Source organism: Bradyrhizobium sp., from assembly GCF_036009065.1.
Classification (GTDB): domain Bacteria; phylum Pseudomonadota; class Alphaproteobacteria; order Rhizobiales; family Xanthobacteraceae; genus Bradyrhizobium.
The window spans coordinates 40196-57960 of sequence record NZ_DASYMN010000047.1 but is presented as its reverse complement, the minus strand read 5'-3'; the positions used below and the strand labels follow the sequence as shown (position 1 = coordinate 57960).

12 protein-coding genes and 1 pseudogene are annotated in these 17765 nt (G+C 63.2%); 7 read left to right on the top strand and 6 right to left on the bottom strand.

Features of this window, described 5'->3' with window-relative positions:
- Positions 1-439: 439 nt before the first annotated feature.
- Positions 440-1198, bottom strand: coding sequence for an alpha/beta hydrolase (locus tag VGP39_RS03460; RefSeq protein ID WP_327566708.1), 759 nt, complete (start codon positions 1196-1198; stop codon positions 440-442).
- Positions 1199-1403: 205 nt separating this feature from the next.
- Positions 1404-2675 carry an MFS transporter gene (locus VGP39_RS03455; protein WP_327566707.1) on the bottom strand — a complete coding sequence of 424 codons (1272 nt, stop codon included), beginning with the start codon at positions 2673-2675 and terminating at the stop codon, positions 1404-1406.
- A gap of 156 nt (positions 2676-2831) precedes the next feature.
- Here VGP39_RS03455 and VGP39_RS03450 point away from each other — a divergent pair, with 156 nt between their 5' ends.
- The 3 genes from VGP39_RS03450 to VGP39_RS03440 are packed head-to-tail and all read left to right on the top strand — an operon-like array spanning position 2832 to position 7019.
- Positions 2832-3485: an ABC transporter ATP-binding protein gene (locus VGP39_RS03450; RefSeq protein WP_327566709.1), complete on the top strand. Its 654-nt coding sequence runs from the start codon at positions 2832-2834 to the stop codon at positions 3483-3485.
- The gene (locus tag VGP39_RS03445) at positions 3482-5941 is read left to right on the top strand and encodes an FtsX-like permease family protein (RefSeq protein ID WP_327566706.1); all 2460 of its coding nucleotides are present in this window, start codon (positions 3482-3484) and stop codon (positions 5939-5941) included. Before VGP39_RS03450 ends, VGP39_RS03445 begins: the two co-directional genes overlap by 4 nt.
- On the top strand, positions 5931-7019 hold the full coding sequence (locus tag VGP39_RS03440; RefSeq protein ID WP_327566705.1) for a lipocalin-like domain-containing protein: 1089 nt from the start codon (positions 5931-5933) through the stop codon (positions 7017-7019). Before VGP39_RS03445 ends, VGP39_RS03440 begins: the two co-directional genes overlap by 11 nt.
- A 612-nt stretch (positions 7020-7631) precedes the next feature.
- Here VGP39_RS03440 and VGP39_RS03435 read toward each other — a convergent pair.
- Together VGP39_RS03435 and VGP39_RS03430 are read right to left on the bottom strand one after the other, a co-directional pair.
- Positions 7632-8825, bottom strand: a complete 1194-nt coding sequence (locus VGP39_RS03435; RefSeq protein WP_327566704.1) for an ABC transporter substrate-binding protein — start codon at positions 8823-8825, stop codon at positions 7632-7634.
- Between the two features lie 217 nt (positions 8826-9042).
- Entirely contained in the window at positions 9043-9477 is a 435-nt protein-coding gene (locus VGP39_RS03430; RefSeq protein WP_327566703.1) for a hypothetical protein, read from the bottom strand.
- Between the two features lie 366 nt (positions 9478-9843).
- Here VGP39_RS03430 and VGP39_RS03425 point away from each other — a divergent pair, with 366 nt between their 5' ends.
- The 4 genes from VGP39_RS03425 to VGP39_RS03410 are packed head-to-tail and all read left to right on the top strand — an operon-like array spanning position 9844 to position 14945.
- Positions 9844-13233 carry an alpha/beta fold hydrolase gene (locus tag VGP39_RS03425; protein ID WP_327566702.1) on the top strand — a complete coding sequence of 1130 codons (3390 nt, stop codon included), beginning with the start codon at positions 9844-9846 and terminating at the stop codon, positions 13231-13233.
- Between the two features lies 1 nt (position 13234).
- On the top strand, positions 13235-13783 hold the full coding sequence (locus tag VGP39_RS03420; RefSeq protein WP_327566701.1) for a hypothetical protein: 549 nt from the start codon (positions 13235-13237) through the stop codon (positions 13781-13783).
- A complete protein-coding gene (locus VGP39_RS03415) occupies positions 13780-14520 on the top strand; it encodes a hypothetical protein (protein ID WP_327566700.1) in 741 nt (246 codons plus the stop codon). The genes VGP39_RS03420 and VGP39_RS03415 overlap by 4 nt, the downstream gene beginning before the upstream one ends.
- On the top strand, positions 14517-14945 hold the full coding sequence (locus VGP39_RS03410; RefSeq protein ID WP_327566699.1) for a hypothetical protein: 429 nt from the start codon (positions 14517-14519) through the stop codon (positions 14943-14945). Before VGP39_RS03415 ends, VGP39_RS03410 begins: the two co-directional genes overlap by 4 nt.
- 31 nt (positions 14946-14976) lie before the next feature.
- Here the strand turns inward: VGP39_RS03410 and VGP39_RS03405 are convergent.
- Together VGP39_RS03405 and VGP39_RS03400 are read right to left on the bottom strand one after the other, a co-directional pair.
- Positions 14977-16606 (bottom strand): annotated as a pseudogene (locus tag VGP39_RS03405) (benzoate-CoA ligase family protein).
- Entirely contained in the window at positions 16603-17760 is a 1158-nt protein-coding gene (locus VGP39_RS03400; RefSeq protein ID WP_327566698.1) for an FAD-dependent monooxygenase, read from the bottom strand. The pseudogene VGP39_RS03405 and the gene VGP39_RS03400 overlap by 4 nt, the downstream one beginning before the upstream one ends.
- Positions 17761-17765 lie beyond the last annotated feature (5 nt).

Below are 17765 nucleotides of genomic sequence, written 5' to 3'. Positions count from 1 at the left end.
GCTGCAGCAGATCGACGGCTATGACGCCACCATCGTGTCCGGCGTGGTCACGCAACGCGACGGCAAGGCGACCGGCGCGCGACCCGGCCGTCTGGTGCGCGGCGCCCGCGACGGTGCAAAAGAGTTCGGTGCGGCTGCGGGTTAGCCGCAAGCAGCCTCTTCACCTCTCCCCGCAGGGGAGAGGTCGACGCGCATCGTCAGATGCGCGGCGGGTGAGGGGTTAAGGTCCCTCGTTAGTCCGTAACCCCTCACCCGGATTGCTTCGCAATCCGACCTCTCCCTTCGGGAGAGGTGAAGAAAGCGGGCCTCACGCAGCAACAGGCCGGCGCGCGCACGGTGCAAAACAGTACGGCGCGGCGGCCGGTTAGAGGCGCCGCGCTCGCCTCTCTTCACCTCTCCCGCAGGGAGAGGTGAAGAAAGCACCACACCCATGGGAGCTTCAAGCCCAAGCAGGCCGGTGCGCGCGGAGGAAGGAATGGATCTGGCGCAGCGCCAGCGGAATCCGCTCCTTGGGCTCCTTCCACGGGAACATGCTCACCTCGGCCTTCGGCGCCAGCATCGCCGCTTCCATGGCGACCGCGTAGGGATGCGCCGGGACATCGTCCGGCAGGATCAGCACGGGCGTCTGGCAATTGCGTACGAAATCCCGCGTCACGGTGAACACGAAGTCGGGGTTGGTGCGGTACATTCTGGTCAGGAATTTATCGACCATCTCCATCGTGATGTCGGGCCGGCGCTTGACCAGTTCCGGACCCCAGCCCTTCATGTTGTTGTCGTAGAACAGATCGCGCATCTCCGGACGCGACCCGCTGGGCTGCGCCAGCACGGCGGCGACGACGCGATCGGGCGCCCGCCGCAGCAGATTCCAGATGAAGGGGCCGCCGATGCAAAAGCCCAGCACCATGAACTTGCCAATGCCCAGATGGTCCATCAGACCGAGGTGGTCGTCGGTGTAGGCATCCCATGGCCGGTCGATCTCGAGCGGGCCGGTGGACTGACCGGCGTAGGCGTTGCGCAGGTCGGTCGCGATGCAGCGGTACTCTGCCTTGAACTCCTCGATCGGGTTGAAGGGTGAACTGGGGTCGCTGAAGCCGGAGATCGTCGAGTTCAATCCGCCGCCGGCGATGAGCAGCAACGGGAAGCCGGAACCGGCTTCCTCGAAGTGGATGCGAACGCCGGCTTTCTCGAAAACGCTCATCGCAGTTCCTCCTTGTCCGGCAGCTTGCGCGAACGCCCGGGGTGCTGCCGCCATCGCGGTCGCCGCGGCGCCGGTTGTCAGTATGGTGCGTCTGATCGGGTCCATTGTCGGCGCCCTCCTCGATCAATGCCATGGCCGGTGCGTGCGGCAAGGAAATTGGGCTATAGGCGCGATACTAACGACTAGCGCTGTTACTTTTTAACCCTCAGGCGAACTTCGGTTCCGGCTTCTGCAGCAACAAGCGCGCCCGCTCGGTGTTGGGCCACAGCAGCAGCAATCCGAGCAATCCCGACGCGATCATGATCACGGCGTTGATGGTGAAGCCGGTCATGTAGCCGTCGAGCGGCACCGCCGCGCGCTGGATAACGCTGCCCATCACCAGCGGCGCCACGATACCGGCCAGCGTGAAGATCGCGCCATAGATCGCGATCATGGCACCTCGCTGCGACACCGGCGTGAATTCGCCTAGCATCGGCGGACAAACCACATAGATCGCCCCGCAAAGCCCCGAACCGAGCACGAGCAGGGCAATCTGCAGGCCCGCTCCCTGGACATAGGGCATGGCGGCCAGGATAAATCCGCCGACAATCAACGGCGCCGCGCCGAGCACCCCCCGCGCGCCGCGCGTGGAAAATCCCCGCGTCAACATCACCTGAGAAATCCAGCCTGCAAGCAGCACAATGACCGCGCCGAACACCCACGGCAGGACTGAAATCCAGCCGGCTTCTTTTTGCGAGAAGCCAAGACCCTTTATGATGAACGGCGTGAACCAGGTAAGGCCCAGCGACAACGCCCAATAGGCGCCGAACGTCGCCGCGCAGCAACCAATGAAGGTTCGCGACGTCAACAGTTGAAAATACGGGACGTGGGGATCGGCCGCGGCCATCGCGACGGTCTGCACCAGCGGGCCTTCCTTGCCCAGGATCAGCCACGCCACCACCCACATCAGACCCACCACGCCGAGCGCGCCGAAGGCATAGTGCCAGGAGTGATTGACGATGATCCAGTTCAACGCGGGTACCGCGAGGATCACGCCGAAAGCCGACCCCTGGGACAGAATCGCCGTCGGCAGCGTTCGCTTCTCGTCGGGAAACCATTTGTAGATCGCATGCGCCGCGACCGCAAAGGCAGGCCCCTCGCCGGCGCCGAGAATCACGCGGCAAATCAACAGCGTGGTGAAACTGACCTCGCCGACCATGGGAAATTGCGTCAGCGCCCAAACGACAGCAAGCGCGAGAAGCACCCATCGCGTATCGACGCGATTGACGATGAAGCCGACCACGATGGCCGAGATGGAAAACAGGAAGAAGAACGAGGAGCCGAGCAGGCCGAACTGCTCGGGCTCGAGTTTCAGTTCGGTCATGATCGGCACGCCGGCGAGGCCAACCACGATCTTGTCCGCGAAATTCACCAGCATGAACAGAAAAAGCAGGAAGGTGATTTTCCATGCGCCTTTTGGCGTCGGCTGCGCGGTCATGATCGAACCCTTAAAGTCGCTTTTTCTGTTGTGCGGCCCTGTGACCGGGCCTGGATGCGATGCTACCCGCTGCATCGACGGAAATGCAATCGGGCATTTTGACGGCGGCCCGTGATCTTTCGCGCAAGCATTGCTATGTTGGACCGCAACATGGAAATGCTGAGCGTCCGCAATCTGACCAAGACGTACCGCTCGGCCGGAGAACAGCTCGCGGTGCTGCGCGGCGTGCATCTTGATATTGCGGCCGGCGAGAGCGTCGCGCTGACCGGCGAATCCGGCAGCGGCAAGAGCACGCTGCTGCATCTGATCGCCGGCCTCGATCAGGCCGACAGCGGCGAGATCCGGCTCGGCGAAACGCTGGTCTCGGGACTATCCGACGCCGGCCGCGCGGCGTTGCGGCGCGACCGGCTTGGGCTGGTGTTTCAGCAGTTCAATCTGATCCCGAGCCTCAATGTTGCGGATAATCTCGCGTTTCAGTCGCGCATCGCCGGGCGTTACGACCAGGCCTGGCAGGCGGAGCTTGTGAAACGCCTTGGGCTTGGCGCTCTATTGAGACGCTATCCCGAGCAACTGTCCGGCGGCCAGCAGCAACGCGTCGCCATCGGCCGCGCATTGGCGATCAAACCGCTTCTGGTGCTGGCCGACGAGCCCACCGGAAACCTCGACGAGGCCACGGCGGATGAGGTTCTCGGCCTCGCGCGCGATCTGGTGACGCGAACGGGATGCGGTTTTTTGATGGTCACCCACAGCGTGCGTCTCGCCGCCACGCTGGACCGGCAGGTGAACCTCCACGCGGGGTTGATCACATGAACCGCGCGGTCTGGATTCTTGCGGCGTTGCTGAGCCATTGGCGGCGGCATCCGATGCAGCTTGCGACCTTGCTGGTCGGGCTGATCTCGGCGACCGCGCTGTGGAGCGGGGTGCAGGCGCTGAACCAGCAGGCGCGCCTGAGCTACGATCGCGCGGCGGCGACCTTCGGCGGCGCGAGAACGGCGATGCTGGTCGGCCGCGACGGTTCGGCATTCCCGCAGCAACTTTTTGTCGACCTGCGCCGCGCCGGCTGGCCGGTATCTCCTGTTCTGGAAGGCCGCATCCAGATCGGCGGACGATCGCTCCGGCTATTGGGCATCGAGCCCGTGACGTTGCCCGCCGAGGTTGGCAATACGCCGACGATTGGACGGGCTGACCTGCAAGCATTCGTCATGCCGCCGGGACAAACCCTGGTAGCGCCGGAGACGCTGTCCGACCTCAAGCAAAGCGAAGGTGCTGCGCCGATGGCCGGCGTGGCCGCGCTGCCGCCGCTCAAGATCGCGCCGCAACTCGTGCCGGGCGTCCTGGTGGTCGATATCGGCATCGCCCAGCATCTGTTGAAAATTCCGGATCAGGTTTCCCATCTATTGATCGGGAAGGCCAAAGGCGACCGCGCGCCGCTCGAAGCGGTGGTGGGCGACAAACTTCGTCTGGTCGAACCGGACGCGGAAAGCGATCTCGAACGGCTCACCGACAGTTTTCACCTCAATCTGACTGCGTTCGGCTTGCTGTCGTTCCTGGTCGGGCTCTTCATCGTCAACTCCGCGATCGGCCTTGCCTACGAACAGCGCCTGCCGATGCTGCGGACCTTGCGCGCCTGCGGGGTTTCCTCACGCATGCTGAACATGGTGCTGCTGATCGAACTGGTATCGCTGGCGCTGGTCGCGGGGCTGGCCGGATTGGTCTGCGGCTACCTGATCGCAGCGTCCTTGTTGCCCGATGTCGCGGCAAGCCTGCGCGGACTCTATGGCGCGCAGATTCCCGGGCAACTGACACTCAAGCCTGAATGGTGGGCCGCAGGCCTCGCCATCAGCGTGCTCGGCGCCCTGGCGGCGGCCGCGACAAGCCTCACCAAGGCGACTCGTCTTCCGGTGCTCGCGGCGGCGCAGCCTTACGCCTGGCAACAGGCGCAGCAGCGATGGCTGTTGTTGCAAGGCGCGCTGGCGATCATGGTATTTGCTACCGCCGCTGCCTTTCTATGGTTCGGCGATTCGCTGATCTCGGGTTTCGCGGTTCTGGCGGCGTTGCTGCTCGGCGCGGCGCTCGGTCTGCCCGTGGTGCTGGGTTTTGCGCTTTATCTCGGCCAACGCAGCACGCACGATGCGCTTGCGGCATGGTTCTGGGCCGACAGCCGGCAGCAATTGTCGGGATTGTCGCTGGCCTTGATGGCGCTATTGCTGGCGCTGGCGGTGAATGTCGGCGTCAGCACCATGGTCGAGAGTTTCAGCAGGACGTTCACCGGCTGGCTCGACGGACGACTGGCGGCGGATATTTATCTCAACGCCTCCAGCGATGCGCAGGCGGCGGAGATCAAGACCTGGCTGCGCCTGCGGCCCGAAGTGGATGCGATTCTGCCGGCTGGGCGGGCCGATGTGCAGCTTGACGGCTGGCCGGTGGAAATTCTCGGCTTTGCCGATCACGCGACCTACCGGGATCGCTGGCCGCTCTTGCAATCCAGCGCTGACGTCTGGGACCGCGTGCGCGGCGGCGAGGCTGCGCTGATCAGCGAGCAACTTTCACGGCGCAGCAGACTTGGTCTCGGCGATCGCATTCAAGCGCCGGCTCCGGCGGGAAACTGGCCGCTGCGGATTGTCGGGATTTATGCCGACTACGGCAACCCGAAAGGCCAGATCGGCGTCAATATCGATGCGATGCTGCGACGTTTTCCCGAAATACCTCAAACCAGGATGGGCCTGCGCGTAGCGCCCGCGGCGGTGCCGTCGCTGATTGCGGAAATTCAAGGCAGGTTCGGCCTCGACGGGCGCAATCTTTCGGACCAGGCGACGCTGAAGGCGGAATCGCAGCGCATCTTCAATCGCACCTTCGCCGTCACCGCCGCCTTGAATGCCTTCACGCTCGGCGTCGCCGGTGTTGCGCTGCTGACCAGCCTGCTCACGCTCGGCAATTCCCGCCTGCCGCAGCTCGCGCCGCTGTGGGCTATCGGAATCACGCGGCGTCGCCTCGCGGCCATCGAACTTTTGAAGACAATGTCTATGGCGCTGATCACCGCCCTGCTGGCGCTGCCGCTCGGCCTTCTGGTGGCGTGGTGCCTGATCGCCATCGTCAACGTGAAAGCTTTCGGCTGGCGGCTGCCGTTTCATGTCTTCCCGCTGCACTTGATCGAACTGTTGGCCGTGGCCATGTTTGCGGCGCTGCTTGCGGCGCTGCTTCCCGTTCTCAAGCTGGTGCGGATGCAGCCGGTGGCCTTGGTAAAGGTTTTTGCCAATGAACGCTGATTTCCAAATCTCGCGCCGCGGTTTCATGGGCGGACTTGCGTTGCTGGCTTGCAGCCGCACGGCGGCGCGCGCGCAGGGGTTTGCAGGACTTGGCAGCGAGACGAGCGGATTCGCAGCGGTCGTTCCCGGCAGGATGCTGACCTTTCCGGCCGATCACCGCGCGCATCCGGAATATCGCATCGAGTGGTGGTACGTCACCGCCAATTTGATGGATCCGGGCGGCGCCTCCTATGGCGCGCAGTGGACGCTGTTCCGGCAGGCGATGGCGCCGGGTGCCGAACAGGAAGGCTGGGCCAACCAGCAGGTCTGGATGGGCCATGCCGCCGTGACCAACGCCGATACGCATCGCTATGCTGAAACATTTGCGCGCGGCGGCGTCGGCCAAGCCGGCGTCGAGACAAAACCGTTTCGCGCCTGGATCGATTCCTGGGAAATGCGCGGCCGCGACGGCATGTCGGACACCGCCATCGCACCGCTCGATCTCTGGGCATCAGGCGCCGGTTTCAGCTATGCGCTGCGCCTCGACGCCGACAAGCCGCTGGTGCTGCAAGGCGACGCCGGCTACAGCAGGAAGTCGGAGCGCGGACAGGCGTCGTATTATTTCAGCCAGCCCTTTTTCAAGGCGAGCGGAATTATCACGATCGACGACAGGCCGGTGCAAGTCACTGGACCGGCATGGATGGACCGGGAGTGGAGCAGCCAGCCGCTCGCTTCGGACCAGACCGGATGGGACTGGTTCTCGCTGCATCTGGAGTCAGGCGAAAAGCTCATGCTGTTTCGGCTGCGGCAGAAGGATGGGCAAAACTATTTTTCCGGCAACTGGATCAACACCGATAGCAAATCCACGCAGATCGCATCCGCCGAGATCAACATGACGCCGACGGCATCGACCGAGGTTGCAGGCCGCAAGCTACCGACGCAATGGAGCGTCGTCATTCCCACGCGCGGCTTGAAGATCGACACCACGCCGCTGAATGCGAACAGCTGGATGGGGACGAGCTTTTCCTATTGGGAGGGACCGATCAGGTTTCGCGGCAGCCATGGCGGCGTCGGGTATCTGGAGATGACGGGGTACTGACAGAATCGTCATTGCCTATAGCTCGTAGCCCGGATGGAGCGAAGCGAGCGTAGGGCGCAATAAGCGTAGCGCATTGCGCCGTCTAAGGGCGAATGGCGCAATGCGCTACGCTTATTGCGCCCTACTGGCTCCGTGCGCCGGCGTTCACGCAATTGTGAATGGATACCTATCCCCGTCCCCAGAACCTGCCTTATCCTGCTCGCGTCCTGTCCGACGAGGGGGCGCTTTCTAGAAGCGATCCTTCAGCGGACAGAGCGAGAGCTGGCCGGACCGGGGCGCCCCGGAGCGGTCGACAGGCCGGTGGTCAAGGTGGAGCGCCGGGAGGCGCTGCGCCCTACGTCACTGGGCGCGCGCGGTAACCTTGCCGCGCGAGGTGGGTACGTTAATCCCGCCTCTAAGGGTGCCCGTTGGTGCCCTGGCGCCTCCCGCCGCTCCATCCCCTCGCTTGGGTTCGCGAGGGACTGGCAAACCTCGGACGCACTGCGCCGCGAGAACGCGGAAGCTTGGCTGTTTGAATCGTCATATCAAAACTCGAAGCGAGGCACCTCTTAAACCTCGCCCCGCTCTTTCGCGGGGCGAGGTCGAGAACGCTGCACCGCGTCCGGGACACGATTACTTCGTCAGCGGGCAGCCGCTCTCGGCCGCCGTCGGGAATGCCTTGTCGCCGGGCACCACGGCGAGCTGCTTGTAATAATCCCACGGCTTCTTGGACTCCGACGGCTTCTTGACCTCGAACAGATAGAGGTCGTGCACATAGCGTCCGTTGGCCAGCACCTTGCCCTTCCCAAACAGATCGTCGACCGGCAATTCCTTCAGCTTGGCCGCGACGGCTTCGGTGTCCTTGGTGCCGGCGGCCTTGACCGCCTTGAGATATTGCAGCGTCGCCGAATAGGTTCCGGCCTGGATCATGTTCGGCATGCGGCCGGTGCGCTTGAAAAAGCGCTCGGCCAAATCACGCGATTTGTCATCGCGATCCCAGTAGTAAGCCTCGGTCAGCACCAGTCCCTGGGCTGCTTCAAGACCAAGGCCGTTCACCTCGGCCAGCGTCAGCAGCAGGCCGGCGAGTTTCTGGCCGCCCTTGACGATGCCGAATTCGGCCGCCTGCTTGATCGAGTTGGTGGTGTCGAGGCCGGCATTGGCGAGCCCGATGATTTTCGCCTTCGAGCTTTGCGCCTGCAGCAGGAAGGAGGAGAAGTCCGAGGAATTCAAGGGAATGCGGACCGCGCCGAGCACCTTGCCGCCATTGGCCTTGACGAAGTCGCCGGTATCTTTTTCCAGCGCGTAGCCGAAGGCATAATCCGCGGTCATGAAAAACCATGAATCGCCGCCCGTCTTGACCAGCGAGCCGCCGGTGCCGACCGCGAGCGCATGGGTGTCGTAGGCCCAGTGAAAGCCGTAGGGCTGGCAGGCGTCGCCGGTCAGGCGCGACGTCGCCGCCCCCACCACGATGTCGATCTTCTTCATCTGCTTCGACAGCTCGTGAATCGCCAGCGCCACCGACGAAGTCGTCAGCTCGGTGATCATGTCGACGTTTTCGACCTCATACCAGCGCCGCGCGATGCTGACGCCGAGGTCCGGCTTGTTCTGGTGGTCGGCGGAGATGATCTCGATCTTCTGGCCGAGCACGCTGCCGCCGAAATCCTCGACCGCCATCTTGGCCGCTTCGAACGACCATTTGCCGCCGTAATCGGCATAGACTCCGGACTGATCGTTCAGAATACCGATCTTGACGCCCTGCGCCGACGCCGGCACGGCCAGTAACAGGCTGCATGCCGTAACCACAGTCGGCCACATTCCCAATCTCATCATCGTCTCCCGTATTTTTGTTCTGTTCCAAGCAGGTTAATTTATAACCCTGCGGCTGCCCATCTATTTCACATCAGACTTTAGCGGGGGCGGAACCGCGGTGCTGCGACGTAGCTTAACGTTTCACGCAAAGAAACCACGCCTCGCAAAGCGCCTTTGCTTCATGAGGTCATCGCTATTCAATCGCAACGCTGGCAGGAAGGCCGTTCAGCCTCGGTTACGGGCAGACGTCCCAGAAGCCCTGGGTTCGGCTGGGATCGGTGTAGTACCAGCAGTAGCCCGGAGCAGGCGCAGCACCCGCCCACGCCGCCGCGGTTCCGGCGGCGACGAAGCCAAGCGCCGCTCCGGCCGCGATCGCACCGCCAGGGCCCCAGCGGTATCCGGGACGTACGTAGCGGGGACCATAACCGGGTCGGACACCTGGGCGGTATCCCGGAGGACGAACCACGGTGGTGCGTCCGACCGCAGCCACACCACCGCGCGGACCGCGCGCTACAGCACCGCCACGCCGGACGACGACCACCTGCTCGACATTGGTGGGAACAAGATTCTGCAGTTGCGGGCCTGGCATCGGACCGCTCAACGCGTGCGCCGGTGCGCTCAACATGACCGTCGTCAATGCCAGAACGATCGCAGCAACAGAACCTCTCATGACGCCTCCGTTTTCTAATTCGAACCCGGACAACCTTTGGTGCCCAGACGCCATTCTGCGCTTTTCGCGGCAAGTGTCGAGATAATTTCGGCGGCAATGGTCCGGCCGGGCGCATGACTAGAGAGCCAGCAGGGATGGGCCACGAACGTTCGCGGCCGTCCTTCGGGACACCCGTAAGAGCGTGCTCTGCAGGATAACGACGGCCCGGTCCTCTTCAAAGCGGCCTCATGACTAAAATCTAAATGCCGCGTGGATTTCCTCTAGGAATTGGCAGGGGCGGCATCTAGGGTTCGATCCGCAGGGGCTTCCACGTAACGCATCGCATATTTTCTTGCTTGCCTGCAGATTTTGCCTGGAGATTTTTCAATGAGACGATTGTCGCGGCCGTTGTCGGACATGCAGCCGACCTATGATGCGATCGTGATCGGCTCGGGATATGGCGGCGGCGTGGCTGCCTCGCGTCTGACCCGGATGGGCTATCGCGTCGCGATCCTGGAGCGCGGCCTGGAGCGACATCCCGGCGAATATCCGGATACCCCGGCCAAGGCGGCCAACAGTTTTCAGATCGACGAAGAACATGTCGGCCATCTCGGAAATGCGCTCGGCATGTTCGATCTCCGGGTCAATCCCGACATGAACGTGCTGCTTGGATGCGGTCTTGGCGGCACCTCGCTGATCAACGCCAATGTGGCGCTCAAGGCCGACAAGCGGGTGTTCGACGATCCGTGCTGGCCGGCCGGCATCAACGACGCGGACCTGCAGGAAGGCTATGACCGCGCCATGGCGATGCTCTCGCCGCTGCCGTATCCAAAAGACAGCCCTGATCTGAACAAGCTGAAGGCCCTCGAAATAGCCGGACAGGCGCTCGGCACCCCGGCCGTCCGCCCGCCGATCAATGTCACCTTCGCCGACCGGACCAATTCGGCCGGCGTGTTCCAGCGCGGATGCACGCTGTGCGGCGATTGCTGCTCGGGCTGCAATGTCGGTGCGAAGAACACCACGCTGATGAACTATTTGCCCGATGCCGAGGCCGGCGGCGCGCAGATCTTTTGCGGCGTCCGCGTTCGCCATCTCGAGCGCCAGGCCGACGGGTGGACCGTCACCTACGTTCCGCAGGGGGTCCAATGGGACGCGTTCAACGCGAGCGAGGGCCGGGTGTCGGCGCGCATCGTGGTGCTCGGGGCAGGTGCGCTGGGCTCGACCGAAATCCTCTTGCGTTCGCGCGATCACGGCCTGCCGCTGTCGCCCCGGCTCGGCGCCGGCTTTACCGGTAATGGCGATGCGCTGGCGTTCGCTTACAACAACGACATTCCGATCGACGGCATCGGTCTTGGCGTCGAATCGGCGAGCTATGATCCGAAGAAATCCAGCAAACGTCCGGTCGGACCGACCATCACCGGCCTGATCGACCTGCGCAACTCGGATCGCCTGGATGATGGCATGGTGATCGAGGAAGGCGCAGCCCCGGGGGGGCTCGGGCCTTTCCTGCCGGCAATGATGGCCGCCGGCGCCAAGGCGTTCGGCCGCGACACCGACAAGGGCGACCTGCTGGCGGAAATCGGCCGCGAACTCGAAAGCCTGACGCTCGGGCCGTATCGCGGGGCGGTCAACCACACCCAGACTTTTCTGATCATGGCGCATGACGGCGCCGACGGTCAGATGCGGCTGGCAGAGGACCGGCTCCGCATCGACTGGCCGGGGGTCGGCGACAGGCCCATCTATCAACAAATCGCAAGCCGCATCCGCGACGCCGCCGCGGCGACCGGTGGCACCTATGTGCCGAATCCGATCTGGACCGACATTCTAAAGCATCGATTGATCACGGTTCATCCGCTGGGCGGCTGCGGCATGGGCTCCGATGCAGCTTCCGGCGTCGTCGACGGCGAGTGCCGGGTGTTTTCTGGTAGCTCCGGCTTGGAGGTTCACGCCGGCCTCTATGTGTGCGACGGCGCGGCCATGCCGCGTTCGCTCGGCGTCAATCCATTGCTGACAATTTCGGCGGTGGCCGAGCGCGCCATGATCCATCTGGCGCGGCGCGAGAACCGGACCATCGACACCGCGGCCCGGCCTCCGGCCGCCGTGAAGGAAACCGCCACAACCATCGGTGTCCGCTTCACCGAGCGGATGGCCGGCACCATCCGGCCGGTTGGCGGAGGACCGCAATCGGACGCATCGTTCGTCGTTACGGTCAGCGCGCCGGATGCGGCCGGGTTCATGGACGAGCGCGATCACGAGGCCGAGCTGATCGGCACGGTCGATGCCAAGGCGCTGTCACCGGATCCGCTCACGGTATCCGGCGGCAAGTTCAATCTGTTCAACAGCGACCCCACCCGGGTCGAAACCAAGCAGATGAACTACGCCATGCCGCTGACGGCCAGCGACGGGCGGCATTTGTTTCTCCGAGGCATCAAGCAGTTCCACGACGACAAGGGTTTCGACCTCTGGCAGGACGCCACCACGCTCGCGGTTGCCATTCATCAGGGGCCCGACGAATCCGGACCCAAGCTTTACGAGGGAACGCTCCACATCAAGGCAGCCGATTTCGTCAAGCAGATGCGAACCCTTACGGTGACGGACGCGCCCGATCTTGCGACGCGTCTTGCCATGACCGGCAGGTTTGGCCGCTTTTTTGCAGGCCAGTTGTTCCAGAGTTTTGGCGGCGCGTTCGCGCGGACGTCCGCCTTCGATCCGAGCCTGATCCGGCCGAAGCGGGCGCTGCGTGCCGGTCAACCGGAGGTGCATTTCTTTGAGACCGAGGACAAGAAGAAATTACGGCTGACGCACTACAAGGGAGGCACCAAGGGTCCGGTCATCCTGTCGCACGGCCTTGGCGTGTCGAGCCTGATTTTCTCCATCGATACCATCGAGACCAACCTGCTCGAATATCTCTACGCCGCCGGCTACGATTGCTGGCTGCTCGACTACCGGGCCAGCATCGAGCTTCCTTATGCCGAAGAACAACACGACGCGGACGTTGTCGCCAAATACGACTACCGCGCCGCGGTGGAATATGTGCGGCAGAAAACCGGCAGCGATACCGTGCAGATGGTGGCGCATTGCTACGGCGCCATGACCTTCACGATGGCGATGTTGATCGGCCTCAAGCACGTGCGCGCGGCGGCGATTTCGCAAATCTCGACCCACGCCATGGTGCCGTGGTGGCCGCAGCGGCTGCTGGCTTTCCTGCGCGCGCCGGACATGATGAAGGCCGTCGGCCTGTCGACCCTCGATGCGCGCGCGACGGTGGACCGCTCCGCGACGCAGCGCGCCATCGACGCAGTGATCGGCCTGGTTTATCCGTTCCGCGCCGAGGATCGCAGCCGCAGCCTGACCAGCCGGCGCATCACCGCGCTGTACGGGCAACTCTACGAACTCAATCAGCTCAACCAGGCCACCATCGACGCCATGCCGGAGATGTTCGGCAAGGCCAATATCGCGGCATTCCGCCATCTCTCGGCGATTGCCCGTGCCGGCCACGTGATACGCGCCGACGGCACCGACGACTATCTGCGGGATGCCAACCTGCGCAACTTCGCGATCCCGACCCTGTTCGTGCACGGCGCGCTCAATCACTGCTTTGCTCCCGCCGGTACCCGCGAAACCATCGCCACGTTGTCGCGCGTCAACGATCCGCGCCTCTATGAGCGGCGGGAAATCGCAGAAACCGGTCATATCGATTGCATCTTCGGCAAGAATGCCGCGCGCGACGTCTTCCCGGCGATCCTGAAGCATCTCGAGCAAACGGCGGTGGCGTGACATGGTCGTTCCACCTGACAGCTCCCAAGCCGAGCGGGTTCGCATTCTCGACCAATCGACCGATGCCGTGCCGGTGGTCGGCACCGTGGACGTAGCCATCCCGATCGATGTTCTCTGGGAGTGTTTTCGCCATGCGCATTGGTGGCCGAAATGGAATGAGTGTTTTTTCTGGGTGAAAAATCCCGACCTGGTGCAGGATCAGCAACTGATCTGGGCGTTCCAGCCGATCCAATGGTGGTACCTCTATCGGATGCCGGCCTGGGCCAGGATCGTCGAGCTCGTACCGCAGCAAAAAGTCACCTGGGAAGTAACGGCATCGCCGGGAATGTACGCCCGCCACACCTATTTCCTTGAAGATCTGGGCTCGGGCCGCACCCGCTTCGGCTCATGGGAAAAGGCGATGGGGCCGGGATTCCGAATGATGCAGCGCTTCTGGACCGCTCACTTCGAATTCGTCAATCGCGAGTCGCTGGCCGGTGCGCAACGGCTGGAAGGCGTCTACCGGCGACATCGCCGTCTCGACGACCCCGCCTTGTTTCGAACCCCATGATACGCCTCAAATCATTCGGCGCCGCTTCGGCGCAGCCATCGCTGGTGGTAGTGCCGGGGATTGATGGCTCGATTGGCAGCGTGCAGCCGCTGATCGAGCAATTGGCCCGGACCCGCGAGATCGTGCTCGTCGATTATACCGATGAATCAGAGCCAACTTTGGAAGCGCTGTCGGCTGGGATCGCCGATCTGCTGCGCAGCCGGATGACCGGCGGATTCGACCTGCTTGGCCAATCCATCGGCACCATCATTGCCGCCCAATTGGCCGCGCACAATCTCGCCGTGCGGCGCGTGGCGCTGATCTCGACCTTTCTCAGGCTGAGCGACTTCAAACTGAAGCTCAACAATTTTCTGGCATCGGTGGGGCCGCGCTGGCTTTACCGGCTGATGTCCCGGCCCGTGCTGGCATGGAGTTGCGGGCCGGTGGGCGGCGGGCACGATCATCCGTTCTTCAAATGGTCCGCCGACAGCGATCCGGCAAGCCTGGTCAGACGCACGGCCTGGGAGATCGGCCGCGATTTCCGTCCCGATATTTCCGGCGTGACGCAGCCGATGCTGGTCCTGATGGGCGAGCAGGATCGCTTCGTGCCGAACGCGGCGCGCGAAATTGCAGAATTGAAAAAGCTGCTGGCCGGCCGGGATGCGCAAGTGGTCGCGGTGCCGCAGGCCGGCCACGTCTTGCTGCCGGCGGCGGCCATTGATTTTGCCGTTGTGCGGATCATGGAGTTTTTGAAATGAATCCTCGAATGCGTGCCGGACTGTGGGCCGGCTTTGTCACCGCGGCCGGAACGACCGCCTTTCTGCTGGCCGCCGGGTCTCTGCTTCCCGATGGGATGGACCTTCGCGGCATGGCTTTCATCGTCGATCCATTGAAATATCCCGGAGCGGCGCTGGCGATCGGCGCCGTAAACCACATCGCGGCAGGATCGGCGATCGGGCTGATCTACGGCCGGCTGACACCGCGCTTTACGCCCCTGACCGGCATCGCCTGCCTCATGGTTTTCTGGCTTGCCGTCATGCTGGTCGGCTTCCCCCTGGTGGGCCGTGGCCTGTTCGGCTTGCGGGACGGTGTTTCGCTGCTGCTGTGGACGTTGGCGTTGTTCATTATTTTTGGGGCGGCGATGGGGGTCTTGGCGCGATGGAGATTGGCCAGAGCCAGCTGAGCAAGCCAACCAACCTCGTTGCCAATGCTGCTTACGCTTTTTGCAGCGTCTGGCGATCGATCTTGCCGGTTCCGGTTTTCGGCAGTTCGTCGAGAAATTTTATCTCGCGCGGATATTTGTAGGGCAGTAGTTTTGCCTTGACGTAGTCCTGCAGTATCCGGGTGGCGTCGGCAGTGTCGAATCCGCTCTTGTTCATCACCACCACGGCCTTCAGGGTCATGCGCCGATCCGGCAGTTCCAGCGCAAACACCGCGCATTCCCGCACATCGGGATGCTCGGCGAGACAAAGCTCGACTTCGAGCGGATATACCCATTGCCCGGAAATCTTGATGAGATCGTCGGCCCGGCCGCGGAAAAAATGAAAGCCGTCGGCATCTCGCACGAACCGATCGCCGGTGTAGATCCACCCCTCCTCGCGGACGGTCTCCGCGGTCTTGTCCGGTCTGTTCCAGTACAGCGGCGTGCTGGAATCGCCGCGCACCCACAGGATTCCTTCTTCGTTGTCGCCGACCTCGCGGCCGTCCTTGTCCTTCAGCACCACCTCGTAACCGGGAACGCGCAGGCCCGCGACGCCTAGCCTTTTGTTGTCGGGGCGATTGCAGAGGTAGATGTGCAGCACCTCGGTCGAACCCAGTCCTTCCACGATCTCAACCCCGGTGAGTTTCTTCCAGCCGTTGAACACGTCGGCCGACAGCACTTCCGCAGCCGACAGAGCCATCCGCAGCGACGAGAAATCCGTCGCGGACGCGCCTTCGGCTTTGGTCAGCGACGTATAGAGCGTCGGCAATCCGAAGAACACGGTCGGGCGAAAGCGTTCGATCGCCTCGAAAATCGCCGCCGGCTTCGGCTGGCCCGGCAGCAGCAGCGTCGCAGCACCTGCCGAAAACGGAAAGGTGATGGAGTTGCCAAAACCATAGGCGAAGAAAATCTTCGGCACCGAAAAACAGATATCGTCCGGCTCGAGCGTCAGCACGTTGCGCGCGAACGCGGCCTCGCTGTAGGCCATGTCGTGCTGCAGATGAACGATGCCTTTGGGCCGGCCGGTCGAGCCCGACGAATACATCCAGAACGCCATCTCGTTGCGATGGGTGTCGGCTTCCGGAAGATCGTCGGGAAAGTCCGGCAGCCACTGCTCCGCTGCCATGGCATCCGGAACCGCATGATCTGCCGCAACGCCGTTGACGACGATCAGCATGCGCAACGGCGTATCCTTGCAAAGCCACGGCATCGAACCTTCCGCAAAATTCCGCGTCGGTGACGGCGACCGAGGCGTTCGAATCCGACAGGTAAAACTGCAGCAGATCGGGCGGCGTCAGCGTATTGATCAGCAGCGGCACGAAGCCGGCGCGGACCGCGCCGAAGAACGCGGCCGGATAGGCCGGCGTATCGTCACAAAACATCAGGATGCGATCGCCGCGCTGCAATCCGAGCGATTGAAAACCGTGTCCCCATCGCGATGCGTCGGCGCAAAGCTCGGCGTACGTTCGCGTTCCAGCCGGCCCGACGATCGCAAGCCTGTCACCCCTGCCACCGGCAAGATTGTCGAACAGGATGCGGCTGGCGTTGTAAGCTTGCGGAATAGCGAAACCGATTTCCAAAGTGCCGGGGCTGTCGGACGGCACCCTGTCTGCGATCTCGCGCGTCTTGTTCTGCGCGCTCATACCTTGTTGCCGCTGCTCTGCAATGCACGCTCCCCGCGCGATGCTTCGTACCGGGCCATGAACAGCGGCGACATCGCGCGCAGCCGCGCATCATCGATCCGTCCTGAACGGGTGATGTAGCTGTAGGCAAAATCCATCAGGCCGAGCTTCATGTGCTCGGGAAATCTTTCGTACCAGTCGGCGCTGGTGCGCGCCGCCGTGACCAGTTTCTTCACGACCGGCTTGCGCATTGCCTCGTAGCGCGCCAGCGCTGGGGCAAGATCGCGCTCGGCTTCCAGCGCCTTGACCAGCGCGATGGCGTCTTCGATCGCCAGCCGCGTGCCCGACCCGATCGAGAAATGCGCCGAATGCAGTGCGTCCCCGATCAGCGCCATGTTCTGGAACGACCAGTGCTCGTTCCAGATCCACGGAAAATTGCGCCACACCGATTTGTTGGAAACCAGCGGATGTCCGTCGAGCGTGCCGGCAAATACCTGTTCGCAAATGGCCCTGGATTGCTCGGCCGTTTTGTCCGCGAAACCATAGCGGCGCCATGTGGCGCGGTCGCATTCGACCAGGAAGGTGCTCATGTCGGGCGCGTATCTGTAGTGATGCGCATTGAAGGCGCCGAGATCGGTCTCGACAAAGGTCTGCGACAGCGTCTCGAATCGCTTGCTGGTGCCATACCATGCGAATTTGTTGGCGGCGTACGACACCGAGCTGCCGAAATCGCCCTCGAACGAGCGCCGCACAAACGAGTTGAGGCCATCCGCCGCGACGATCAGGTCGTAGCCGGCGAGTTGGTCCATCGACGCGATCAGCGTATCGTATTGCGGCGTGACGCCGACGCCGCGAAGCCGCTGCTGCAGGACGCCGAGCAGATCGAGCCGGCCGATCGATGAAAATCCGACGCCATCGATCTCGACGCGCTCGCCGCGCAGATGTAGCGTGATGTTGCTCCAGCTCTGCATCCGCGGCGCGATGGCGTCGACCGTCTCGGGATCGTCGGCGCGCAAAAATTCCAGCGCCTGCTCGGAGAACACCACGCCAAACCCCCAGGTGGCGCCGGCGGCATTCTGCTCGAACAGATCGATCGGCGCGTCCGGGTGACGCTTCTTCCACAGATAGGCGAAATAGAGACCGCCGGGGCCTCCGCCGATCACGGCGATACGCACACGTC